Annotated in this window: 20 protein-coding genes; 6 read left to right on the top strand and 14 right to left on the bottom strand. The window is 63.5% G+C overall.

What is annotated here, in order from left to right; genetic code table 11:
• Nucleotides 1-28: 28 nt before the first annotated feature.
• Nucleotides 29-2,239 (bottom strand): primosomal protein N', encoded by a 2,211-nt coding sequence (locus tag B5527_RS42250; protein ID WP_079606780.1) that lies wholly within the window; start codon nt 2,237-2,239, stop codon nt 29-31.
• A 158-nt stretch (nt 2,240-2,397) separates the two neighbouring features.
• Between B5527_RS42250 and B5527_RS42245 the strand changes: the two genes are divergently transcribed.
• Both B5527_RS42245 and B5527_RS42240 read left to right on the top strand, forming a co-directional pair.
• Nucleotides 2,398-3,369, top strand: coding sequence for a tyrosine recombinase XerC (locus tag B5527_RS42245; protein WP_079606779.1), 972 nt, complete (start codon nt 2,398-2,400; stop codon nt 3,367-3,369).
• Between the two features lie 183 nt (nt 3,370-3,552).
• Nucleotides 3,553-4,143, top strand: coding sequence for a DUF4337 domain-containing protein (locus B5527_RS42240; protein ID WP_079607913.1), 591 nt, complete (start codon nt 3,553-3,555; stop codon nt 4,141-4,143).
• Nucleotides 4,144-4,368: 225 nt separating this feature from the next.
• Here B5527_RS42240 and B5527_RS42235 read toward each other — a convergent pair whose 3' ends face one another.
• The 12 genes from B5527_RS42235 to B5527_RS42180 form a co-directional block, all read right to left on the bottom strand.
• Nucleotides 4,369-4,899, bottom strand: coding sequence for a hypothetical protein (locus B5527_RS42235; RefSeq protein WP_079606778.1), 531 nt, complete (start codon nt 4,897-4,899; stop codon nt 4,369-4,371).
• A 36-nt stretch (nt 4,900-4,935) separates the two neighbouring features.
• The gene (gene lpdA, locus B5527_RS42230) at nt 4,936-6,339 is read right to left on the bottom strand and encodes a dihydrolipoyl dehydrogenase (protein ID WP_079606777.1); all 1,404 of its coding nucleotides are present in this window, start codon (nt 6,337-6,339) and stop codon (nt 4,936-4,938) included.
• A gap of 35 nt (nt 6,340-6,374) precedes the next feature.
• Nucleotides 6,375-7,121, bottom strand: coding sequence for an SDR family oxidoreductase (locus B5527_RS42225; protein ID WP_079607912.1), 747 nt, complete (start codon nt 7,119-7,121; stop codon nt 6,375-6,377).
• 104 nt (nt 7,122-7,225) lie between these two features.
• A complete protein-coding gene (gene odhB, locus B5527_RS42220; protein WP_079606776.1) occupies nt 7,226-8,473 on the bottom strand; it encodes a 2-oxoglutarate dehydrogenase complex dihydrolipoyllysine-residue succinyltransferase in 1,248 nt (415 codons plus the stop codon).
• 138 nt (nt 8,474-8,611) lie between these two features.
• On the bottom strand, nt 8,612-11,569 hold the full coding sequence (locus tag B5527_RS42215) for a 2-oxoglutarate dehydrogenase E1 component (protein ID WP_079606775.1): 2,958 nt from the start codon (nt 11,567-11,569) through the stop codon (nt 8,612-8,614).
• A gap of 133 nt (nt 11,570-11,702) precedes the next feature.
• A complete protein-coding gene (sucD, locus tag B5527_RS42210) occupies nt 11,703-12,587 on the bottom strand; it encodes a succinate--CoA ligase subunit alpha (protein WP_079606774.1) in 885 nt (294 codons plus the stop codon).
• Nucleotides 12,588-12,622: 35 nt separating this feature from the next.
• Nucleotides 12,623-13,102 carry a DUF1579 family protein gene (locus tag B5527_RS42205; protein ID WP_079606773.1) on the bottom strand — a complete coding sequence of 160 codons (480 nt, stop codon included), beginning with the start codon at nt 13,100-13,102 and terminating at the stop codon, nt 12,623-12,625.
• A 4-nt stretch (nt 13,103-13,106) separates the two neighbouring features.
• Nucleotides 13,107-14,303, bottom strand: coding sequence for an ADP-forming succinate--CoA ligase subunit beta (sucC, locus tag B5527_RS42200; RefSeq protein WP_079606772.1), 1,197 nt, complete (start codon nt 14,301-14,303; stop codon nt 13,107-13,109).
• Between the two features lie 61 nt (nt 14,304-14,364).
• On the bottom strand, nt 14,365-15,333 hold the full coding sequence (gene mdh, locus B5527_RS42195) for a malate dehydrogenase (RefSeq protein ID WP_079606771.1): 969 nt from the start codon (nt 15,331-15,333) through the stop codon (nt 14,365-14,367).
• Between the two features lie 267 nt (nt 15,334-15,600).
• Entirely contained in the window at nt 15,601-16,785 is a 1,185-nt protein-coding gene (gene zapE, locus B5527_RS42190) for a cell division protein ZapE (protein ID WP_079606770.1), read from the bottom strand.
• 221 nt (nt 16,786-17,006) lie between these two features.
• On the bottom strand, nt 17,007-17,543 hold the full coding sequence (gene thpR, locus B5527_RS42185) for an RNA 2',3'-cyclic phosphodiesterase (RefSeq protein ID WP_079606769.1): 537 nt from the start codon (nt 17,541-17,543) through the stop codon (nt 17,007-17,009).
• Between the two features lie 144 nt (nt 17,544-17,687).
• A complete protein-coding gene (locus B5527_RS42180) occupies nt 17,688-18,335 on the bottom strand; it encodes an arylesterase (RefSeq protein WP_079607911.1) in 648 nt (215 codons plus the stop codon).
• 55 nt (nt 18,336-18,390) lie between these two features.
• Here B5527_RS42180 and B5527_RS42175 point away from each other — a divergent pair, with 55 nt between their 5' ends.
• The 4 genes from B5527_RS42175 to B5527_RS42160 all read left to right on the top strand — a co-directional run bounded on the left by B5527_RS42175 (nt 18,391) and on the right by B5527_RS42160 (nt 23,379).
• Nucleotides 18,391-19,125, top strand: a complete 735-nt coding sequence (locus tag B5527_RS42175; protein ID WP_079606768.1) for an ABC transporter ATP-binding protein — start codon at nt 18,391-18,393, stop codon at nt 19,123-19,125.
• Nucleotides 19,122-21,692 (top strand): ABC transporter permease, encoded by a 2,571-nt coding sequence (locus B5527_RS42170; RefSeq protein ID WP_079606767.1) that lies wholly within the window; start codon nt 19,122-19,124, stop codon nt 21,690-21,692. Before B5527_RS42175 ends, B5527_RS42170 begins: the two co-directional genes overlap by 4 nt.
• Before the next feature lie 277 nt (nt 21,693-21,969).
• Nucleotides 21,970-22,761, top strand: a complete 792-nt coding sequence (locus tag B5527_RS42165) for a Bax inhibitor-1/YccA family protein (protein WP_079606766.1) — start codon at nt 21,970-21,972, stop codon at nt 22,759-22,761.
• An 84-nt stretch (nt 22,762-22,845) separates the two neighbouring features.
• On the top strand, nt 22,846-23,379 hold the full coding sequence (locus tag B5527_RS42160; RefSeq protein WP_079606765.1) for a GNAT family N-acetyltransferase: 534 nt from the start codon (nt 22,846-22,848) through the stop codon (nt 23,377-23,379).
• 9 nt (nt 23,380-23,388) lie between these two features.
• Here B5527_RS42160 and B5527_RS42155 read toward each other — a convergent pair whose 3' ends face one another.
• Nucleotides 23,389-23,760 (bottom strand): DUF2794 domain-containing protein, encoded by a 372-nt coding sequence (locus B5527_RS42155; protein WP_079606764.1) that lies wholly within the window; start codon nt 23,758-23,760, stop codon nt 23,389-23,391.
• Nucleotides 23,761-24,287: the final 527 nt, after the last annotated feature.

Raw genomic sequence — 24,287 nt, 5'->3', positions numbered from 1 at the left:
AGGCGCGCCCCGGAATGACAAAGCCGCATTACAAAAAGCTTTGCGGATCGACGTCGACCTCAAGCTTGAGGTTGCCCTTTGTCTTGGGGCCGGCCGCGAGCCATTCGCGCAAGTAGTCCGACAAATCGACATTGCGCAGCGATTTCACCAGGAGCCGGAAACGATAGCGGCCCTTGATAACGGCCAGCGGCGCTTCGGCAGGTCCCAGCACCTGAATGCGCGGATCGATCGGCGCGATCGCAGCCAGCTTTCGCGCAAAGCTCTCCGCCGTGGGCCGGTCGCCCGCGGAAATGATCAGGCTCGCCAGCCGGCCGAACGGCGGATAGCCGGCGCGCTCGCGCGCCTCGATCTCGCTGGCATAAAACGCCTCACGGTCGCACGCCACCAGCGCCTTCATCACGGGATGTTCGGGCTGATGGGTTTGCAGATAGCCGACACCGCGACCCTGATCGCGTCCGGCGCGCCCGATCACCTGGTTGAGGAGCTGAAACGTGCGCTCGGCAGCGCGCGGATCGCCATTGCCGAGCCCGAGATCGGCATCGACCACGCCAACCAGGTTGAGCCGTGGAAAATTGTGGCCTTTCGCCACCAGCTGGGTGCCGATGATGATATCGACGCGGCCTTCCGCGATCTCATTCAGTTCGGTTCGCATGGTCTCGATCGAGGTGATCAGGTCGCTCGACAGCACCATGGTGCGCGCGTCCGGAAACAATTGTGCGGCTTCCTCCTGCAGGCGTTCGACACCGGGACCGACGGCGACCAGCGATTCCTCCGCGGCGCAATGCGGACAGGCGTGCGGGCGCGGCATCGAGAAGCCGCAGTGATGGCAGACCAGACGCTGGCGAAAGCGATGATCGACCAGCCAGGCGTCGCAAATCGTGCAGGCAAAGCGATGCCCGCAGGCCCGGCACAATGTCAGCGGCGCATAGCCGCGGCGGTTGAGGAACAGAAGCGCCTGTTCGCGCCGCTCGATCGCGATCTGGATATGTTCTGCCAGCCGCGGCGAAATGAAGCGGCCGCGCGGGGGCGCTTCGCGGCGCAGATCGATCGCCTCGATATGCGGCATGTGCTGGCCGCCGAACCGCGATGGCAGCACCACGCGCTGATAGCGGCCTTTGCGCGCATTGACCTCGGTCTCGACCGACGGCGTCGCCGACGCCAGCACGATCGGAATTTTCGCGATATGCGCGCGCACCACCGCCATATCGCGGGCATGATAATGCGCGCCTTCGTCCTGCTTGTAGGCCTGGTCGTGCTCCTCATCGACCGCGATCAGCCCGAGATTGGCATAGGGCAGAAACAGCGCGGAACGCGCGCCCACCACGACCGGCGCTTCGCCCGCCGCGATCGCGGCCCAATTGCGCGCGCGGGTGCGCGGGGTCAGCTCCGAATGCCATTCCAGCGGCCGCACGCCGAAACGCTGCGCGAAGCGGTCCAGAAATTGTCCGGTCAGCGCGATCTCGGGCATCAGAATCAGCGACTGCTTGCCGCGGCGGATGATCTCGGCGATGGCTTCGAAATAGACTTCGGTCTTGCCCGAGCCGGTGACGCCGTCGAGCAGCGCGACGTGAAAGCTGCCGTTCGCCGCCAGCGCGCGCATGGCGTCCACGGCGGTGCGCTGCTGGCGTGAAAACTCAGGCGCGGCAAATGACGGATCGGGCGCGGGCGGCGCCAGCGCGCGCGGCATGGCTTCCGTCGTCAGTGTGCCCTCATCGACCAGCCCATCGATCACCCCGCCACTGACGCCGGCTTCCTTCGCCGCTTCGGACTTGCCGTGCAGCAACCGATCCGACAGCACCTCGATCAGCCGCCGCCGTGCCGGCGTCATTCGTTTGGGCACTTCGCCGACCAGCCGCACGCCTAACCGCACCCGCTCCGGGCCGAGATGTTCGCCCATCCGCAATGTCATCCGCAGCACCATGCCGCGCGCCGACAGCGTGTAGTTGGCGACCCAATCGACCAGGCTGCGGAGTTCCTCTTTCAACGGCGGCACGTCGAGCTTTTCGCCGACGTCCTTGAGGCGGTTGTGCAGGCGGGGATCGGGATTGGCGTTTTCGGCCCAGACTACCGCGACCACCTCGCGCGGCCCCAGCGGCACGCACACCACATCGCCCGGTTTCAGCTCCATGCCGCGTGGCACCCGGTAGGAATAATTCTGATTGAGCGCGACCGGTACCAGCACATCGACGACGCGGGTCGACGATGCAGATGAGGTGCCGGCGCGCGTCGCGTGGTCCATGGGAGAATCGGGCTCGAACTGGGAGGCGGGGCTAGCTTAAGGTCGTGGGCCGGCCGGGGCCAGTGCCCGACCGTCGGGGTTTTCGCAAGTTAGCGAACGGTAAACGAAGGAGGTGCGATATAATCGCCAGGAATCATCGCGCGCCCCCAAGGCAGCCTATGACAAAATCAGCTCCCGCGGTTCAATCCATCGAACTTGCCTGCGCCGCCGAAGACATCACGCTGGAGATGACCCACTGGCTGTCGCATCTGCGCAGCGAACGAAGGCTGTCGCCCAAGACGCTGGAGGCCTATGCCCGCGACGTCCGTCAGTGCCTCGTCTTTCTCAGCGAGCATTGGGGCGCGCGAGTGACGCTTGCCCGGTTCGCCGCGCTTGAGGCCAGCGACATCAGGGCCTTCATGGCGATGCGGCGGGCGGACGATATCGGCGGACGCTCGCTGATGCGGGCGCTGGCGGGCTTGCGCTCGTTCGGGCGTTTCCTCGAACGGGAGAGCCAGGGCAAGGTCGGCGCGCTGTCGGCGATTCGCGCGCCCAAGGTCGGAAAGAGCCTGCCGAAGCCGATCCAGATGGCAGCGGCCAAACGCCTCACCGACGCCGACGAGCGCGCCGGCGAAACCCGCGATCCCTGGATCTGGGCACGCGACGCCGCCGTCATGGCGCTGCTGTACGGCTCGGGTCTGCGCATCTCCGAAGCCCTCGGCTTGAAACGCCGCGAGGTGCCGTTGCCCGGTGCCGGCGACGTCTTGATCGTGACCGGCAAGGGCAACAAGACCCGGATGGTGCCGGTGCTGCAGAACGTGCTGGCGCTGGTCCAGGATTATGTCGCGATGTGCCCGCATTCGCTTTCCCCGGAGGGACCGATCTTTGTCGGCGCCCGCGGCGGCCCGCTCAGTCCGCGAATCATTCAGCTCACCATGGAACGGCTGCGCGGCGCGCTGGGCCTGCCCGACAGCGCGACGCCGCATGCGCTGCGGCATTCCTTCGCGACCCACCTTTTGAGCCGCGGCGGCGATCTGCGCGCGATCCAGGAGTTGCTCGGCCACGCCTCGCTCTCGACCACGCAGATTTATACCGGCATCGACAGCGAGCGCCTGCTCGAGGTCTATCGCACCGCGCATCCCCGCGCCTGAGACCGTCCGACTTTCACCCGCGAGATACGCGCGTCACCACTGCTTGGCTCTTGCGCAGACGCTGCGGTTCGGTCAATCGTTGGGCTTTCAAGCGGGGCATGATCTTTTCGCCGAATTGCCTGCACCCCTGGGTCAAGCCCGTGGGATGCCTGGCGGATCATGCGCTTCAAGCCGGGAGAGATCATGAGCGCACATGAAAGTATGGAGCAGGCGGACCAGGCCAAGGAGGCCTCCAGCGAAAACAGGAAGATCGCGCTTTTGATTGCCGTGATCGCGCTATGTCTTGCGCTGTCGGAAACGCTCGGCAAGGGCGCCCAGACCGAGGTGATCAGCAGGAATGTCGAAGCTTCGAACTTCTGGGCGTTCTTCCAGGCCAAGAGCATCCGCCGCAACGTCGTACAGACCGCAGCCGAACAAGCCAAGTTAAGCCTCGGCACCGCCGGCGACGAAGCCACCAGGGCGGCGCTGCAAAAGCAGATCGACGAATGGCAGAAGACCGCCGCGCGCTACCGCTCCGAGCCCCAAACCGGCGAAGGGCAGGAACAATTGTCGGAGCGCGCCAAGCATGCAGAGGAAGAGCGCGACCTCGCGGAAGCCAAATATCATCACTACGAACTCGCCTCCGCCGCCTTTCAGATTGGCATCGTGCTGGCTTCGGCGACCATCATCACCGGGATAATTGCGCTGGCATGGATTTCCGGATTGCTGGCGCTGGCGGGAATCGCATTTACCGCGCTCGGCCTGTTCATGCCGCATCTGCTGCACCTGCCGTAGAGTAGTGTGGTTTGAATTTGGATCAGTATGCCCTTCACCTCTCCCCGGCGGGGAGAGGTCGATTTGCGCAGCAAATCGGGTGAGGGGGTGCTGCACCAACGATAGACCGTAACCCCTCACCCGGCGCTGCGCGCCGACCTCTCCCTATGGGAGAGGTAAGTCCGCCGCGCTTTAACACCGGGCTCTGGTGGCTTCACGCTTCGAGAGCTTCGAGACGTGGCCAGGCTACCGCGCTTCGTGCACGCTCTTGCGGAAACGCTGGATCAGCCGCAGCGTGCGCGATGACCAGCTGCTGCCGTCGCCGCGCAAGGCATGCTTGATTCGCACCCTGATGGGATCCACCAGCGCGTTGGCCTTTGCCCGCAACGCCATGACAAAATCATAGAGCTTTTCGAACCATTCCATTTCCAGCAATTTCGGCCGCGTCACGTCGAAGATGAAGGCGGCGACGCCGACGCCGAGGAATTTCGCGAAGATGATGGTGAGGATGGCGCTGATCCAATATTCATGCGCCAGCAGCCAGAGGCCGACCATCTTCAGCGGAAACAGCGGAATCACCGGCACGATGAACACGATCAGCGTCATCGCCGGGGACAGCGTATCGACGCGATCGGCGAGCCACTGCTTGAAGGCGCGCAGCGGAATCAGCGACACCACCCGGGCCACGATCGGCTCGAGGTGATCCCACAGCCATGCCTCGATCAGAAAGATGACCGCAAGCAGAATCCAGACCGGTTGGAGAAGGCGGCGAATCATCAATGTTGTCCCCGCCTGATCTGCGCCCGGCGTCGATCACATATGGATCGCGCGCTTGCCAACTGCAAGCGCGGCTTCCTTGATCGCCTCCGAACGGGTCGGGTGGGCATGGCAGGTGCGCGCCAAATCCTCAGCGGAACCACCAAACTCCATCAATACGGCGGCTTCGTGAATCATTTCGCCGGCCTCGCGGCCGACAATGTGCACGCCAAGCACCCGATCGGTCTTCGCATCTGCGAGAACCTTGACGAATCCTTCCGTGGTCTGGTTGACCTTGGAACGGCCATTGGCGGTGAACGGGAATTTGCCGACGGTAAAGGCTACGCCGGCCTGCTTCAGCTCTTCCTCGGTCTTGCCGACCGACGACACTTCCGGCGTGGTATACACGACGCCTGGGATAACGTCGTAGTTCACATGCCCGGCCTGGCCGGCGAGAATTTCCGAAACCGCGACGCCTTCGTCCTCGGCCTTGTGGGCCAGCATCGGACCTGCGACCACGTCGCCGATGGCGTAGACGCCCTTCAGGCTGGTCGCAAAGTGCGCGTCGATCTGGACGCGGCCGTGATTGTCGAGCGCGACACCGGCTTCCTTGAGGCCAAGACCCTCGGTGTAGGGGACGCGGCCGATACAAACCAACACCACGTCTGCTTCCAGAGCTTCCGCCTTGCCGCCCGCGGCCGGCTCGATCTGCGCGGACAACGTCTTGCCCGAGGTGTCGACGCTGGTGACCTTGGTGCCGAGCTTGAACGCAAAGCCCTGCTTTTCGAGGATGCGCTGGAATTGTTTTGCGACTTCGCCATCCATGCCCGGCAAAATACGATCGAGAAACTCCACCACGGTAACCTGCGCGCCGAGGCGTTGCCACACCGAGCCGAGCTCGAGCCCGATCACGCCGGCGCCGACGATCAGCAGTTTTTCCGGCACCTGGTCGAGCGACAGCGCGCCGGTCGACGACACGATGCGCTTCTCGTCGATCTCGATGCCCTTCAATCTGGCGATATCGGAGCCGGTGGCGATCACGATGTTCTTGGTCTCCACCAGCTGCGTCTTGCCGTCGCTGCCTGAGACCTCGACCTTACCGGTGCCGAGGATCTTTCCCTTGCCGCTGATGACGTCGATCTTGTTTTTCTTCATCAGGAACTCGACGCCCCTGACGTTGCCGTCGATGCCCTGCTGCTTGAAAGTCATCATCGACGGCAGATCGAGTTTCGGCGCGGAGACGCTGACGCCCATTTTCGCAAAGGAGTGCCCGGCCTCCTCGAACATTTCAGAGGCATGCAACAGCGCCTTCGACGGCATGCATCCGACATTGAGACAGGTACCGCCGAGCGTCGCTTCCTTCTCGACCACGGCGACCTTCATGCCGAGCTGCGCGGCCCGGATCGCGCAGACATATCCCCCAGGACCGGTGCCGATAACAACGAGATCGTAAGTGGCCATGATTGAAGTCCTGTAGCTGAGGAGTGTGACAGGTATTAGCGCCCGCCCGACACATCAAGGATGGCGCTGGTCACATAGGAGGCCTCGTCCGACATCAGCCAGACGATCGCGTTGGCGATTTCGTCCGCGGTGCCGACGCGCTTCATCGGCACCGACGAACTCAATCGGTGGGCGCGGTCGGGGTCGCCGCCGCTGGCGTGAATATCGGTATCGATCAGCCCGGGCCGGATCGCCGCCACCCGAATGCCCTCGCCGGCGACTTCGTGCCCCAGCCCGACCGTGAAGGAATCGATCGCGCCTTTGGATGCCGCGTAATCGACGTAGGTGTTGGGCGAACCGAGTTTCGCGGCGACCGACGACAGGTTGACGATGACGCCGCCTTTGCCGCCATGACGGGTCGACATCCGCTTCACCGCTTCGCGCGCGCACAGGATGCTGCCGGTGACGTTGACGGCCATCATGCGCTGGACGCGCTCGGCGGACATTTCGTCCACGCGCGCGGTCTCCCCGACGATGCCGGCGTTGTTGACGAGCGCGCCGAGTGTACCGAACTTGTCTGCCGCCTCGAACAGCGCGAGGATATCGCCCTCGTCACCGACATCGCATTTCACCGCGATCGCCTTGCCGTTCTTTGCCTCGATGGCGGAGACCGCGGTGCGCGCCGCCGTCTCATTGCTGGCGTAGCCGATGCAAACCCGAAAACCCCGCGCCGCCGCGGCAATCGCGGTGGCCCGGCCGATGCCGCGGCTGCCGCCGGTAATGATCACAACCCTGTCGGTCAAATTCGCCCCCACCCACATTGCAGCCGGCAACGGCTGCGCCATTGTCCGCTGTCAAAGGCGGCTTGCGATGCCGTCATTGCGCCCCTGCAGCACGATGAAACCCGTCACAGATCCAGCACCAGCCGCGCCGGATCCTCGAGGCTCTCCTTGACCCGCACCAGGAACGTCACCGCTTCCTTGCCGTCGATCACGCGGTGATCGTATGACAGCGCCAGATACATCATCGGACGGATCTCGACCTTGCCGCCGATCGCCACGGGGCGATCCTGGATCTTGTGCATGCCGAGAATGGCGGACTGCGGCGCGTTCAGGATCGGCGTCGACATCAGCGACCCATAGATGCCGCCATTGGTGATGGTGAAGGTACCGCCCTGCATCTCGTCGATCTTGAGCTGGCCGTCGCGCGCGCGGCGGCCGAAATCGGCGATGCTCTTTTCGATCTCGGCGATCGACTTCTGGTCGCAGTCGCGCACCACCGGCACCACCAGGCCCTTGTCGGTGCCGACGGCGACGCCGATGTGATAATAATTCTTGTAGATCAGGTCGGTGCCGTCGATCTCGGCATTGGCCGCCGGAATGTCCTTCAGCGCCTGCACGCAGGCCTTGGCGAAGAAGCCCATAAATCCCAGCTTGCTGCCGTGCTTCTTCTCGAACACGTCCTTGTACTGGACGCGCATCGCCATGATGTGGCTCATATCGACCTCGTTGAAGGTCGTCAGCATCGCCGCGGTGTTCTGGACGTCCTTCAGGCGGCGCGCGATGGTCTGGCGCAGCCGGGTCATCTTGACCCGTTCTTCGCGCGCGGCATCGTCGGCGGGCGAAGGCGCCCGCACCTGGACCGCCGCGGCAGGCTGACTGACCGGCGTCGGCGCCGAAGCGGCTTTCTCGATCGCGGCGAGCATGTCGCCTTTTGTCACCCGGCCATCCTTGCCGGAGCCTGGAACGGTCGAGGCATCGATGCCGGTTTCGACCGAAATCTTGCGAACCGACGGAGCCAGTGGCGCGTCGACCGGGGGAGCCTTGGGCGCCGCCGGGGCCGCGACAGCGGGGGCCGGCGGCGCAGCGGGAGCGGCGGCCTTGGCAGGTGCCGCAGCCGGCTTGGCAGCGGCTCCAGCCGCACCTTCATTGATCTGTCCGAGCAGCGCGCCGACCGCGACGGTTTCGCCATCCTTGGCGACGATTTCGCCGAGGGTGCCCGCTGACGGCGCCGGCACTTCGATGGTGACCTTGTCGGTCTCGAGCTCGACCAGCGGCTCATCCACCGCCACGGAATCACCGGCCTTCTTGAACCAGCGGCCGATGGTGGCCTCGGTCACGGATTCGCCGAGCGTCGGAACGCGAATTTCAGTCATTGTGTGTTTTCCTCAAATGCCCTGTGTGGTCATCGCCCGCAAAACCGGGCGATCCGGTACTCCGTGACGGTCCTGATTTAAAAAGGAACGGCGCGGGTTACCGGATGCCCCGCTTTCGCGGGGCATGACAATTGAATGCTAGTTTAGCGCCTCGTCCAGCAGAGCCTTGAGCTGCGCCAGATGCTTCGACATCAAGCCGGTGGCCGTTGCCGCAGCCGCGGCGCGTCCGGCGTAACGCGGACGCTTGTTCGGCGCGTGGATCTGGTTCAGCACCCATTCGAGATACGGCTCGATGAAATGCCACGCGCCCATGTTGCGTGGCTCTTCCTGACACCAGACCAGTTCGGCACTCTTGAAGCGTCCGAGTTCCTGCACCAGCGCCTTCAGCGGCACCGGATAAAGCTGCTCGACGCGCATGATGTAGACATCGTCGATGCCGCGTTTTTCGCGCTCGTCGTAAATATCGTAATAGACCTTGCCCGAGCACAGCACGACGCGGCGGATCTTGTCGTCCGGCACCAGCTTGATCTTTTCATCCGGCAGCATGACCGCGTCATCGTAGAGAATGCGATGGAACGTGGTGTTCGCGCCCAGCTCGTCGAGCCTCGAAACCGCGCGCTTGTGCCGCAGCAGCGACTTCGGCGTCATCAGGATCAGGGGTTTGCGAATCTCGCGATGCAATTGACGCCGCAGCACGTGGAAGAAATTCGCCGGCGTGGTGGCATGGACCACCTGCATGTTGTCCTCGGCGCACATCTGCAGGAAACGTTCGAGCCGCGCGGAGGAATGCTCCGGTCCCTGCCCTTCATAGCCGTGCGGCAGCATGCAGACGAGGCCGGACATGCGCAGCCATTTGCGTTCGCCCGACGAGATGAACTGGTCGAACAGCACCTGCGCGCCGTTGGCGAAATCGCCGAACTGGGCTTCCCAGATCGTCAGCGCGTTCGGCTCCGCCAGCGAGTAGCCGTACTCGAAGCCGAGCACCGCCTCTTCCGAGAGCAGCGAGTTGATGACTTCGTAATGGCCCTGATCGCCGCCGAGATGATTGAACGGCGTATAGCGGCTCTCGTCTTCCTGGTCGATCAGCACCGAGTGGCGCTGCGAGAAGGTGCCGCGCTCGCTGTCCTGTCCCGACAGCCGGACGTGGTGGCCTTCCTGCAGCAGCGAGCAGAACGCCAGCGCCTCGCCGGTCGCCCAATCGATCCCGGCGCCGGTCTCGATCGCCTTGCCCCGGTTTTCCAGAAACCGCTGCACGGTGCGGTGAATCCGGAAACCGTCCGGCACTTTGGTGATCTTGCGGCCGACATCCCTGAGCACCGCGACATCGACGCCGGTGACGCCGCGACGGGCGTCCTCTTCCGCATCGGCCGACTTGAATCCGGCCCATTTGCCGTCGAGCCAGTCGGCCTTGTTGGGCTTGTAGCCGGAGCCGGCCTCGAGTTCGGCATCGAGCCGCGCGCGCCAGTCCGCCTTGGCCTTCTCGACTTCACCTTCGGTCATCACGCCTTCGGCGATCAACCGCCTGGAATAAATCTCGAGCGTGGTCGGATGCGATGCGATCCTCTTGTACATCACCGGCTGGGTGAACGCCGGCTCGTCGCCCTCGTTATGGCCGTGCCTGCGATAGCAGAACATGTCGATGACGACCGGCTTGTGGAATTTCTGCCGGAATTCGATCGCGACCTTGGCCGCGAACACCACGGCCTCCGGATCGTCGCCGTTGACGTGGAAGATCGGCGCATCGATCATCTTCGCCACGTCGGAAGGATACGGCGAGGAGCGCGAATAGCGCGGATAGGTGGTGAATCCGATCTGGTTGTTGACGATGAAATGCAGCGAACCGCCGGTGCGGTAGCCTTTCAGATCGGACAGCCCGAAGCATTCCGCCACCACGCCCTGTCCTGCGAACGCCGCGTCACCATGCATCAATAGCGGCAACACGGAAATGCGCTGGTCCGGCGGATCGCCATGCTGGTCCTGCTTGGCGCGCACCTTGCCGAGCACGACGGGATCGACGATCTCCAGATGCGATGGGTTGGCGGTCAGCGACAGATGAATCCGGTTGTTGTCGAACTCGCGGTCCGACGACGCACCCAGATGATATTTGACGTCGCCGGAGCCCTCGACCACGTCGGGATTGGCCGAGCCGCCCTTGAATTCGTGAAACAGCGCGCGGTGGGGCTTGCCCATCACCTGCGTCAGCACGTTGAGACGTCCGCGATGCGGCATGCCGAAGACGATTTCCTTGACGCCCAGATTGCCGCCGCGCTTGATGATCTGTTCGAGCGCCGGGATCAGCGATTCAGCGCCGTCGAGGCCGAACCGCTTGGTGCCGGTGAATTTGAGATCGCAGAATTTCTCGAAGCCTTCGGCCTCGACCAGTTTCGTCAGGATGGCGCGGCGGCCCTCGCGGGTGAAACTGATTTCCTTGTCCGGGCCTTCGATGCGCTCCTGAATCCAGGCCTTCTGCGCGCCGTTGCTGATGTGCATGAACTCGACGCCCACCGTCTGGCAGTAGGTCCGTTCGCAGATCGCGACGATTTCGCGCAAGGTCGCGTATTCCATGCCCAGCACGTGATCGAGGAAGATCTGGCGGTCGAAATCGGCTTCCGTGAAGCTGTAGGACCGCGGATCGAGTTCTTCACGATCGCGCGGCGGCTCGATCCCGAGCGGGTCGAGCTTGGCGTGGAAATGCCCGCGCATGCGGTAGGCGCGAATCAGCATCAGCGCACGCACGGAATCGCGGGTCGCCTGGTGGACGTCGGTCGGCGTCAGTTCGCTGCCCTTCACCTGCGCCTTGGCCGCGAGCTTGCTGCCGACAGCCTTCTCGACTTCCGCCCAATTGCCATCGAGCGCGGAGGTCAGATCGTCGCGCGGCGACAGCGGCCAATTGTCCCGGCCCCAGGACGGTCCTTGGGCATTTTTCCGGACGTCGGCTGGCGGGTCTTTCAGGCTCTTGAAGAACTCCTGCCATTCGGGGTCAACCGAGGCCGGATCTTTCTCGTAGCGGGCGTAGATATCATCGATGTAGGGGGCGTTGGTGCCCTGGAGGAACGAGGAGAGAGCAAAAGCAGCGTTCGTGTCTTGGCGAGACATGATTGCGTCCTGGTGATTTCGGTTCGCGCATGGAATACGGCGCAACAGCCAATCCGGGCTCGGATCAGCATGATAACGGGCCTTTTAACCTATATAAGGCGAATCTTCGCCCCCAAAAGAACCAAAAAATGAATTAGGACTTCAGTTTTTCGACAAGGGTTTTTCCGAGCCGCGCCGGCGAGGGGGAAACCGTAATTCCGGCCGCTTCCATCGCCGCGGTCTTGGAGCCGGCGTCGCCCTTGCCACCGGAGATGATCGCGCCGGCATGGCCCATGCGGCGCCCGGGAGGGGCGGTGACGCCGGCGATAAAGCCGACCATCGGCTTCTTGCGGCCGCGCTTGGCCTCGTCCCTGATGAACTGGGCGGCGTCTTCTTCGGCCGAACCGCCGATTTCGCCGATCATGACGATCGAGGTGGTCTTGGGGTCGGCCAGAAACATCTCCAGCATATCGATGAATTCGGTGCCCTTGACCGGATCGCCGCCGATGCCGACCGCGGTGGTCTGGCCGAGGCCTTCCTGGCTGGTCTGGAATACCGCTTCATAGGTCAGGGTGCCCGACCGCGACACGATGCCGACATTGCCGGGCTTGAAGATGTTCGCCGGCATGATGCCGATCTTGCATTCGCCCGCCGTCATCACGCCCGGGCAATTCGGCCCGATCAGCCGCGATTTCGATCCCGACAGCGAGCGCTTCACCCTGACCATGTCGAGCACCGGAATGCCTTCGGTGATGCAGACGATCAGCGGCATTTCGGCGTCGATGGCCTCGCAGATCGCGTCGGCCGCGCCCGGCGGCGGCACGTAGATCACGCTGGCATCGGCGCCGGTCTTTTCGCGCGCTTCCGCCACCGTATCGAACACCGGCAGCCCGAGATGCACCGCGCCACCTTTGCCCGGCGAGGTGCCGCCGACCATCCTGGTGCCATAGGCGATCGCCGCTTCCGAATGAAACGTGCCGTTCTTGCCAGTAAAACCCTGGCAGATGACTTTGGTGTTCTTGTCAATCAGGATGGACATGGTTGGGATTGCTTTCGCGAACGGTCGGTAAGGGGTCAGTGGATGCGCCGATAAACGCCGGTGAGCACGTCGGCCCATCCTTCCGCGTCGGGCGAAAACTGGATTTTCATCGAGTAGGAGTTGTCGTCGAGAATCTCATAGACATGTCGGGCATTGCCGCGCAGCGAACCGCGCACCAGGATCAGGGTCTTGCCGGTCCAGCCGCCGGAGGCCGGCGACGGCGGGTAGTAGCCGAGCGAATCGTGCCAGAACAGTTTGTACAGCCGATCCTCGCGGTCGTAGGTGAAGACGCCATGGGTGGCGAAGCTTTCCTTGCCCTCGCGCGTCTGGCGGGCATCCTGAATCAGATAAAAGCCGTTGAGATCGATGCGGGCGACGACATGCGAGGTGGCAGGCCCTCCCGCGGTCCAGCGCGACGGATACACCACCTCTTCACCGCTCCACTCGCCTGCGAACGCCGCAAGCTTGCGGTGCTCCGGAAGCGGCGCCGGTGCGGCGAGACGGTCCTCGGCCATTGGCTCAGGCCCCCTTCACGGCCTTGACGATTTTTTGCGCGGCGTCGTCGAGATCGTCGGCCGGCAGCACGTTGAGGCCACTTTCCCGGATGATCTTCTTGCCGGCATCGACATTGGTGCCTTCGAGCCGCACCACCAGCGGCACTTTCAGGCCGGCTTCCTTGACGGCGGCAACCACGCCCTCGGCGATGATGTCGCATTTCATGATGCCGCCGAAAATGTTGACCAGGATGCCCTTCACATTGGGATCGGCGGTGATGATCTTGAACGCCGCGGTGACCTTGGCCTTGTCGGCGCCGCCGCCGACGTCGAGGAAGTTCGCCGGCGCCATGCCGTAGAGCTTGATGATGTCCATCGTCGCCATCGCGAGGCCGGCGCCGTTGACCATGCAGCCGATGGTGCCATCGAGCGTGATGTAGTTGAGGTCGTATTTCGACGCCTCGATTTCCTTGGGATCTTCCTCGGTCTCGTCGCGCAGCGCCACCACTTCGGGATGGCGATAGAGCGCGTTGCCGTCGAATGACACCTTGGCGTCGAGCACGCGGAGCGCGCCCTGCCTGGTTACAACCAACGGGTTGATCTCCAGCATCGCCATGTCCTTGGCGACGAAGGCCGTATAGAGCTGGCTCACCAGCTTTTCCGCCTGCTTGGCGAGATCGCCGGATAATTTCAGCGCCTTGGCGACGGTGCGGCCGTGGTGCGGCATGATGCCGGTGGCGGGATCGACCGAGAAGGTCACGATCTTTTCCGGAGAGTTGTGCGCAACGTCCTCGATGTTGACGCCGCCTTCGGTGGAGACCACGAACGAGACTTCGGAGCTTTCGCGGTCGACCAGGATCGAGAGATAGAACTCCTTGTCGATCTCGGAGCCATCCTCGATGTAGAGACGGTTGACCTGCTTGCCGTGCGGCCCGGTCTGCTCCGTGACCAGCGTCGAGCCCAGCATCTGCTTGGCGAATTCATTGACCTCGGCGATCGATTTGGCGATCCGGACGCCGCCCTTGTCGCCGGCGGACGCTTCCTTGAACTTGCCCTTGCCGCGGCCGCCAGCGTGGATCTGGCTCTTCACCACCCAGACCGGGCCGGGAAGCGTTTTCGCGGCGACGTCCGAATCGGAGGCCCGCAGCACCGGCACGCCCTTTGAAATCGGCACGCCGAATTCGTGCAGCAGCGCCTTGGCCTGGTATTCATGGATATTCATTGGTGGCCCTCGAAAGCCCTGAACGATCGGTTTGTTTGGTCAGCCTGGAATGCGAATGCGATCAGCGGCCGAGCAGATCGGGAGCGATTTTCTTGCAGGCATCGACCAGACCCTGCACCGCGTTGACCGACTTGTCGAATGCTTCGCGGTCCTTGCCGGCCAGTTCGATCTCGACGATACGCTCGACACCCTTCGATCCGATGACAACGGGCACGCCGACATACATGTCCTTGACGCCGTATTCGCCGTTGAGATAGGCGGCGCAGGGCAGCACGCGCTTCTTGTCCTTCAGGTAGCTCTCGGCCATCGCGATGGCGGATGCGGCCGGCGCATAGAACGCCGAACCGGTCTTCAAGAGGTTGACGATCTCGGCACCGCCGTTGCGGGTGCGGTCGACGATTTCGTCGATCCGCGTCTGCGAGGTCCAGCCCATCTTCACCAGATCGGGCAGCGGGATGCCGGCCACCGTGGAATATCGCACCAGCGGCACCATGGTGTCGCCATGGCCGCCAAGCACGAAGGCGGTGACGTCTTCGACGGAGACGTTGAATTCATCGGCAAGGAAATAGCGGAAACGCGAGGAATCCAGCACGCCCGCCATGCCCACCACCTTCTTGTGCGGCATGCCGGAGGCCTTCTGCAGCGCCCACACCATGGCGTCGAGCGGGTTGGTGATGCAGATCACGAAGGCGTCGGGAGCATATTTCTTGATGCCGGCGCCGACCTGTTCCATCACCTTGAGATTGATGCTCAGGAGATCATCGCGGCTCATGCCGGGCTTGCGCGGCACGCCGGCGGTGACAATGCAGACCTTGGCGTTGTCGAGCGCCTCATAGGAATTGGCGCCGGTGAAATGCGCGTCGAACCCGTCGACCGGCGAGGATTGCGCGATATCGAGCGATTTGCCCTGCGGCACGCCCTCGGCGATGTCGAACATCACGACATCGCCCAATTCCTTCAGGCCGATGAGGTGGGCCAGCGTTCCGCCGATCTGACCGGAGCCAATCAAACCAATCTTGTCGCGCGCCATGGGAAATCTGTCCTTTGAACGTAAGGAGGAGGTTGGAAGAAAGCTTGGATGGCTGGTTATCCCTTTCGCCCGACCCGTTCAAGTCGCGACATGCTCACGGCATGCTCAATTGTCAGGCCAACGGCTGTCATTCCGGGACGCGCGCCAGCGCGAACCCGGAAATCCAGAGGATGTATGATCGGGATTCCGGGTTCGCGTCGGAGCCTGTCAGCGGGCCGCGCTTTGCGCGGACCCGTTGGACGCGCCCCGGAATCATGGTTTACGCCGTCACGTTTCCACCAGCCCCGTGCTCGACCCGCTCGCCGCGGAGTCCTTGTGGCCGTGCGGCAGCGCCAGATAAGATTCCGAACTCATCTCGATCAGCCGCGACGCGGTTCGCTTGAACTCGTTCGCCTCATTGCCCTCGGTCGCAACATAGAGCGACACCGGATCGGCGTCGGCCGAGGCCATCAGCTTCACGGCGTTGTCATAAAGCGTGTCGATCAGCGCGATGAACCGCTTGGCAGCGTTGCGTTCGGCGTAGTCCATCACCGGAATGCGGTCGATCATGATGGTGTGATAATCGTGCGCGAGCCGCAGGTAGTCCGAGGCGGCGAGCGGCTTTTCACAGATGTCGGCGAACGAAAATCGCGCGACGCCATCCGCCGAACACGGCACGTGCAGGATGCGGCCCTTGATCGAAATGTCGCGCGGCTTGCATTTGGCATTGCCGGTCATCTTCGCCCACGCTTTGTCGAGCGCGGCATCGGCGTCGCGATCCGCCGGCACCAACCACATTTTCACACCGGCGAGCTTCTCGAGCCGGAAATCGGTGCGCGCTTCGAGCCGCAACACATCCATATGATCGGATATCTGCGCGATGAAGGGGAGGAACAGCGCCCGGTTCAGACCTCCCTTGTAGAGATCCTCGGGCGCGACGTTGGATGTCGCCACCACCACGGTGCCGAGTTCGAACAGCTTTGAGAACAGCCGTCCGAGGATCATCGCGTCCGCAATGTCGGTGACATGAAACTCGTCGAAGCACAAAAGCCAGGCCTGGTCGAAAATCGACGCGGCGGTGAGCGCGATCACATCACCCTCGGCGATTTCGCCGCGCGCGATGTTCTGACGAAAGCCATAGATCCGCTCGTGCACCTCGGCCATGAATTCGTGGAAGTGCGCGCGGCGCTTGTGGACGACGGGACTTTGCTGAAAAAACAGATCCATCAGCATGGTCTTGCCGCGACCGACCTCGCCATGAATGTAGAGGCCGCGCGGCGGCGGCTCGTCCTTGTCCGCAAACAGCCGGCCCAGCAGACCCTGCTTGCGCACCGGCTTGTAGCTCGAAAGCCGCCGCTCGAGATCCGCGAAGGCCTCGGCAGCCTCCGCCTGCGCGGCGTCGGGCTCGATCGCGCCGGAGGCGACGAGCGCCTGGTAATGGGCGCGAAACGAGGCAGGCGGGGGAGACAGCATGGCCCCCTTTACGGCCCCAACACGGAGAAAAATGCAAGCCGCGAATTGGTGCGGGGGCTATGCGGAAGCGGGCATTGCGGCGTGCCGGGCTAAATATCGCAAACCGTCATACCCGCGAAAATCGGATAGTACGCCGCGCTTTCTCGATTCTATCACCGGCGGTTCTGGAATACTGGTTCGCCCGGGCAACGACGGCCGTGACTGGGGCGAGCGCCTACCCGTCACGCACTCAGCGCGTAGGAATCCTCGACCACATAGGGCCCGCCGCCGGTGGAGGCCCGCGACGAGAACAGTACGAAGCGCGAAGCCGTGAACACCCGGGTCGGGAAATAACCGCGCACCGACAGATAGTCCGCGACATCCTGGTTGGAAGCATCGCGCAGCCGCGCCAAGGTCACATGCGGGGTGAATTTGCGGCCTTCCGGATCGAGCCCGATCCGCTGCATCAGCCGTTCCAGTTCGGCCTGCAACTCGATCAGCGGCCGGCTCGGCACCACCTGGGCCACCACCGCGCGCGGCTTTTTTCCGCCGAAGCTGGCGAGGCCCTGCAGTGCCACCTCGAACGGCTTGCGATTGATCCGAAACAGCAGCGAGGCGATCTCGTTGGCTGCAACGCCATCGATATCGCCGATGAATCTCAGGGTAACGTGATAATTTTCGGGGTCTACCCAGCGCGCGCCTGGCAGGCCGCCACGCAAATTGGAAAGCGTGTGGCCGATTTCGGCCGGAATTTCCAGTCCAGTAAACAAGCGCGGCATCGCAAGACTCCCGATGCTGAAACCCGGTGACGAATCACCGATACTGGTTTCTACCGTAGTTATATGACTCTGCGAAGCATCAGAGATTAACAGACCGTAAACCTTTCGGGAAAACCCCACGTTAGGGTTATCGCTGCCTGCTTTTCAACTGCGTTGCCCGGATATCGCGCCAAGAAATGCCTCCACGGTGGGCAGAATATTTTTCACGATGACATCGACGCCCTCCGCCGTCGGGTGCATGCCGTCCGCCTGATTGAGTTTGGCGTCAGCGGCGACGCCCTGCAGGAAAAACGGATACAGCGGCACCCCGAACGATTTTGCGAGATCCGGATAGATCGCGTTGAAACGGGCCGAATAGTCGCTGCCGTAATTTGGCGGTGCAATCATCCCGCACAACAGCACCGCGATTTTCCGCGCCTTCAGCCGGGTCAGAATGTCCGACAGCGCTTTTCGGGTGACCGCGGGATCGGTGCCGCGCAAGGCATCGTTGGCGCCGAGCTCCACGATCACGGCGTCGGTTCCCTCGGGCACCGACCAGTCGAGCCGGTCGCGGCCGCCGGAACTGGTGTCGCCGGAAACCCCGGCGTTGATCATATCGACCGATATGCCATTGAGTTTCAAAGATTTTTGAAGCCGGGCCGGAAACGCTGATGATGCCGAAAGGCCAAGGCCCGCGCTCAGCGAATCCCCCAACACCACCATCTTGATCGGCTTGGGCTCGGGGCCTTCAGGCGTTTGCGCCAAGGCTGTTCCCGCCGTCACGAGAACCAGGCCCAACACAAGTATGTGCACGAACTTGCCGCGCTGCCTCTCGACCGAACTGCCGAAAGTGCCATATGACCGAGCCATGGACAGTCTCATCGAACCCTCATCACTGGCCGGCGTCGAGCCGGACACCATCGCCATCTCGAACGTCAATCTCTCGCTCGGCGCGGGCGCCGCGCGCGTTCACATTCTTAAGGATATCAGCCTGCGTGTCGCCTCCGGCGAAGCGATCGGCCTGATCGGGCCGTCAGGCTCGGGGAAATCCACCTTGCTGATGGTGATGGCGGGACTGGAGCGTCCCGACAGCGGAGAGGTGGTGGTCAACGGCACCCCTTTCAATGCCCTCGACGAGGACGCGCTGGCGCGCTTTCGCGGCCGCCAGGTCGGCATCGTATTCCAGTCGTTTCATCTGATTCCGACCATGACGGCGCTAGAAAATGTCGCGGTGCCGCTGGAACTGGCCGGCAATCCCGACGCGTCGCGGCGCGCGGCGCAGGAACTGACTTCGGTCGGTCTCGGCGACCGCCTGCATCATTATCCCACGCAATTGTCCGGCGGCGAGCAACAGCGCGTCGCGCTGGCGCGCGCGCTGGCACCTGATCCCGCGATCCTGGTGGCCGATGAGCCCACCGGCAATCTCGATGAAGCCACCGGCAAGCAGATCGTGGACCTCCTGTTCACCAAACATGCCGAGCGCGGCATGACCCTGGTGCTGGTGACCCATGACACCTCGCTGGCACAGCGCTGCGATCGCGTGGTGCGGCTGCGCTCGGGCCGGATCGATGGATCCCTTGCAGATCGCAAAGCCGCTTCATGACCATCGCGTCCGAGCCCGTTGATGGCGGCCGCCCCGCATCGCTGCCGCTGCGCTACGCCTTGCGGGAATTACGCGGGGGCTTGCGCGGCTTTTACGTTTTCATCGCCTGCATCGCGCTCGGCGTCATGGCGATTGCCGGCGTCGGCTCGGTCGCGGCGAGCCTTGGCGAGGGACTGGCGCGCGAGGGCCGCACGCTGCTTGGGGGCGATGCGGCCTTCTCCCTGATCCAGCGCGAAGCCAAACCGGATGAAGTCGCATTTCTCCGCTCCCGCGGCAAAGTATCTGTCGCGGCGACCTTGCGCGCCATGGCGCGCACGTCCGACGGTCGGCTCGCCCTCGTCGAACTCAAGGCGGTGGACGGCAGCTACCCGACGCTGGGTGAGTTGAAGCTCGATCCGAACATGCCGATGGCTGATCTTTTGGCCGAGCGTGACGGCGCCTTCGGTGCGGCGGTCGATTCGACCCTGCTGGCGCGGCTCGATCTCAAGATCGGCGACCGCGTCACCCTCGGCGGCGCGACCTTTCAAATCCGCAGCGTGGTCGACGCCGAGCCGGACAGACTCGCCGGCGGCCTTGGCCTCGGCCCGCGGTTCCTGGTCAGCGAAGCCGGCTTGCGCGCGACCGGGCTGCTGCAGCCGGGCAGCCTGGTGCGTTGGATCTATCGGGTCAAACTGCCGGACAACGCGGCCGACGATCGCGCCGTGGCCAAGCTGACCGACGATACGCGAACGGCTTTGCCGGAAGCCGGCTGGGAGATTCGCACCCGTGCCAATGCTTCGCCACAGCTTGAGCGCACCATCAGCCGCTTCACACAATTTCTCACGCTGGTCGGCCTCGCCGCGCTGCTGGTCGGCGGCGTCGGTGTCGCCAACGCGGTCAAAAGCCACATCGATCGCCGCCGCGACGTCATCGCCACCTTCAAGGCGCTCGGCGCCAACAGCCGCGATGTCTTTGCGATCTATCTCACCCAGGTGATCGTGCTCGCGGGAATAGGTTCGGTGATCGGGCTTGCCGCCGGCGCAGCGCTGCCGTTCATCATCGTTGGCGTGTTCGGCGAGTTGCTGCCGCTGCCGGTGGTGCCGGCGCTACATCCCGGCGAACTCGCTTTGTCGCTCCTATACGGCCTCTTGACCGCGCTCGCTTTCGGACTGTGGCCGCTCGGCCGCGTCCATGACGTGCCGGTGGCGGCGCTGTTCCGCGAAGCGGTGACCAGCCAATGGCATCGGCCGCGCTGGCGCTATCTCGCCCTGATGGCGGTGGTGATCGCGCTACTGATCGCCGTCGTGATCGGGCTCGCCTACGACAAGCGCGTCGCGGCCGTGTTCGTCGCATCCTCGATACTGGTTTTCGCGCTGTTGCGCGGCATCGCCGCCGCCCTGATGGCGCTGGCGCGCCGCCTGCCCCGGACCCGCTTCACCATGCTGCGGCTGGCGATCGCCAATATCTACCGGCCGGGCGCGCTGACCCCCTCGGTGGTGATGTCGCTGGGCCTCGGTCTGGCCGTGCTGGTGACGATCACCCAGATCGACGGCAATCTGCGGCGTCAATTCCTGGCGGCACTGCCGGATCGTGCGCCGTCGTTCTATTTCATCGACATTCCCTCGACCGAAGCCGACCGCTTCGGCACGTTTCTCAAGGCAACCGCGCCGCAATCGACCGTCGAGGACGTACCGATGCTGCGCGGGCGCATCGTCGCGGCCCGCGGCGTCAAGGCGGACGACCTCAAGGCTTCAGCCGACGCCGAGTGGGTGCTGCAAAGCGACCGCGGCCTGACCTATACCGGCGAAATCCCGAAGGGCTCGAAGATCGTCGAAGGCAAATGGTGGGGCCCCGGCTATATCGGACCGCCGCTGGTTTCGATGGAGAAGAAGATCGCCGACGGGCTCGGACTCAAGATCGGGGACGAAATCGTCGTCAACGTGCTGGGCCGCGATATATCGGCCACCATCGGCAATCTGCGCACCATCGACTGGCAGGGGCTCGGCATCAATTTCGTGCTGGTGTTCTCGCCCAACGCCTTCAGAGGCGCGCCGCACACCCATATCGCAACACTGACCGAGACCCATCCGGACCCCGGCGGCGACGCCCGAATCGTCAAATCCGTGGCCGATGCCTTCCCGATGGTGACGAGCGTGCGGGTCCGCGAGGCGCTGGAGACCATCGGCACCGTGGTCACCAACCTGGTGCTGGCGATCCGCGGCGCCAGCGCGGTCACGCTGATCTCGGCCATCCTGGTACTGGGCGGGGCGCTCGCCGCAGGGCATCGCCACCGGGTCTACGACGCCGTCATTCTCAAAACCCTCGGTGCCACCCGCGCACGGCTGCTCGGCGCCTATGCGCTGGAATATCTGATGATCGGCTTTGCCACCGCCGTTTTCGGCGTGATCGCGGGCTCCATCGCGGCCTGGCTGATCGTGACCCGGCTGATGACGCTGAGCTTCATCTGGCAGGCCGGGAGTGCCGCGGCCGTGGTCGCCGCAGCCCTGCTCGTCACGGTAGGACTGGGGCTCGCCGGTACGCTGCTGGCGCTGAACCAGAAGCCGGCCTCCGTATTGCGCAATTTATGACAAATTGGTGCAGCGCCATCAGCGGAATACGCGCCAATTCCGGTCTCCAGGCGTTCACGGCAGCTATCCGCTTTTGCCCGAAATCCGGCCTTCGGAGCGACATTCAGCCGCGCATGGAAGCTTGCGGTGAATGTGCTAGTTTCCCACATACCAATCAGGCCAGAGGCCGGTTTGATGACACAAAATTAATGTCAGCAAACGGCGGTATCTGAGATAGATTTCTTTACCGGCTCCGCAAACCCTTGCGCCCTGCCGGGCAACCAACGGGAATTCGACCATGTCGGACCTAGACCGTAACTATACCTCACCCTTCGGCCGGGCCGCCGGGCGCGTTGACGCCGCGACCGTCGATGCCGGTCTGCGCGCCTACATGCTGCGCATCTACAACTACATGAGCATTGGGCTGGCCATTACCGGCTTGGCGGCGCTCGGCATCTACATGGCGGCGGTGACCACCGATCCTTCCGGTGCCGCGGCCAAGATCGGCAATGCGTTCCTGACGCCGTTCGGCTACGCGATGTATGTCAGCCCTCTGAAATGGCTGTTCATCCTGGCACCGCTTGCCATGGTGTTCGCGATCTCGGCCGGCATCAACCGGCTGCGCCCGGCAACGGCCCAGATGCTGTTCTGGGTGTTCTCGGCGCTGATGGGCGTTTCGATGTCATCGATCTTCCTGGTGTATACCCACACCTCGATCGTGCGGGTGTTCTTCATCACCGCGGCCACCTTCGGCGCGCTGAGCCTTTACGGGTACACCACCAAGCGTGACATGACCGGCATGGGATCGTTCCTGATCATGGGCCTGTTCGGCATCATCATCGCCAGCCTGGTCAATATCTTCCTCGCCAGCACGATGCTGCAATTCCTGGTGTCGGTGATCGGCGTGCTGGTGTTCGCCGGTCTCACCGCCTACGACACCCAGCGGCTGAAGAACGACTACATCTACGGCTACGCCTCCCAGGGCGGCGATGTGGCCGAACGCGCTTCCATCATCGGCGCGCTGTCGCTGTATTTGAACTTCATCAACCTGTTCACGCTGCTGCTGCAACTGCTCGGCCAGCGCGACTGACCGCTTCCGTCAGCGTAAGAATTCGAGCCCCGGCCTCACGGCCGGGGCTTTTCTTTTGCTGAAAGCAAAAATAATCTCCCCGCCATGTCCTCGCCCGAAATCAGGCCCGCTACCGCGGCCGACCTGCCCTTCATCACCGAAATTTACGAGCACGCGGTTCGTTACGGCACCGCGACGTTCGAGCTGGTTCCGCCTGATCTCGCCGAGATGACGCGGCGCTTTAGCGTATTGAGTGACGGCGGCTTTCCCTATCTTGTCGCCGCGCTCGAAGGCCGCGTGGTGGGGTATGCCTATGCGGGCGCCTACCGGCCGCGGCCGGCCTATCGTTTCACGGTGGAGAATTCGGTCTATCTGCAGCCGGCGATTCATCGGCGCGGGGTAGGCCTGCAGTTGCTGCAAAAGCTGGTCGCCGCATCGGAGCAGCGCGGCTATCGGCAGATGATCGCGGTGATCGGCGATTCGGCCAATGCCGGATCGATCGGCGTGCACACCCGGTGCGGCTTCCAGATGATCGGGACCCATCCCAATGTCGGCTTCAAGTTCGGCCGCTGGCTCGACACCGTGATGATGCAGCGCGCGCTCGGCGAGGGCGCCACGACGTTGCCGGCCACGTCGTAGCGAAGCGCGCTAAACCACCGCCAGCTTGCGGTCGATCACCAGCAGCACGCGGTCGAGTTCGTGGCCGCGGCGCAGGATCAGTCCGGTCGCAGAGATCACGCTGTAGATGCCCTGCTTGCGCGCGAGCCGCGGATCTTTTTCGATGCGATAGATCGGCACTTCGGAAGCGCGGCGAAACACCGAAAACACCGCACGGTCCTTAAGGAAGTCGATGGCATAGTCACGCCACTCGCCCTCGGCGACCATGCGTCCGTACAGATTCAGGATGCGGTTGAGTTCCAGACGATTGAATGTCACCCGGCCAGGCAAAGGACCCGCAGCAGCGTTGCGCGCCGCTGCGCGAGCCTCGCTTGGGTCGACTTCCTCCGACATCGAACTCATGGAGCGCCTCCTGTGATCTCGGGCATCTCATTCCCAAGCATGTCATGATGCCGACATGATCGCGCCAACAGCGGACCGCTGCAAGAGGGCCGTGGTGACAGAATTCGCATGGGGACGGATCGCTCCGCGGGTTCCGGCCAGAAATACCCCGTCACGGGATCGTTAGAGGAATCATAATACCGCCCCACTTCCGCCCATCGACCGCCCTGCTGGATTGCGACAAGAAAAGCCTGCGTTGGCCCGGTCCTTTCGGTTCCGGATTCCTCAGCCCCCAGCCCCCCGGGGTCGTCGGGATCGGGCCTGTTCGCAGGTAGTTTATCCCCATACTGGGCCAACGAAAGTTGGTCCTTTTTCTTTTGGGGGAGACCGTCATTCCTCGACGCGCCAAGATACCGCGCCGAGCGCGCGTTACCGCGAACCCGGAATCGAATCACGCTCCCGGTCGTGGGGCGATGGATTCCCGGCCTGTGCCAGGCGGCGCATCCTCGGATGTGCAATCGCACATCGGGGAACGAGAAAAAGAAGAG

The sequence above is a fragment of the Bradyrhizobium erythrophlei genome (assembly GCF_900129425.1).
GTDB lineage: Bacteria > Pseudomonadota > Alphaproteobacteria > Rhizobiales > Xanthobacteraceae > Bradyrhizobium > Bradyrhizobium erythrophlei_C.
The sequence above is the reverse complement of the archived record's forward strand: the minus strand, read 5'-3'. Positions and strand labels throughout refer to the sequence as shown.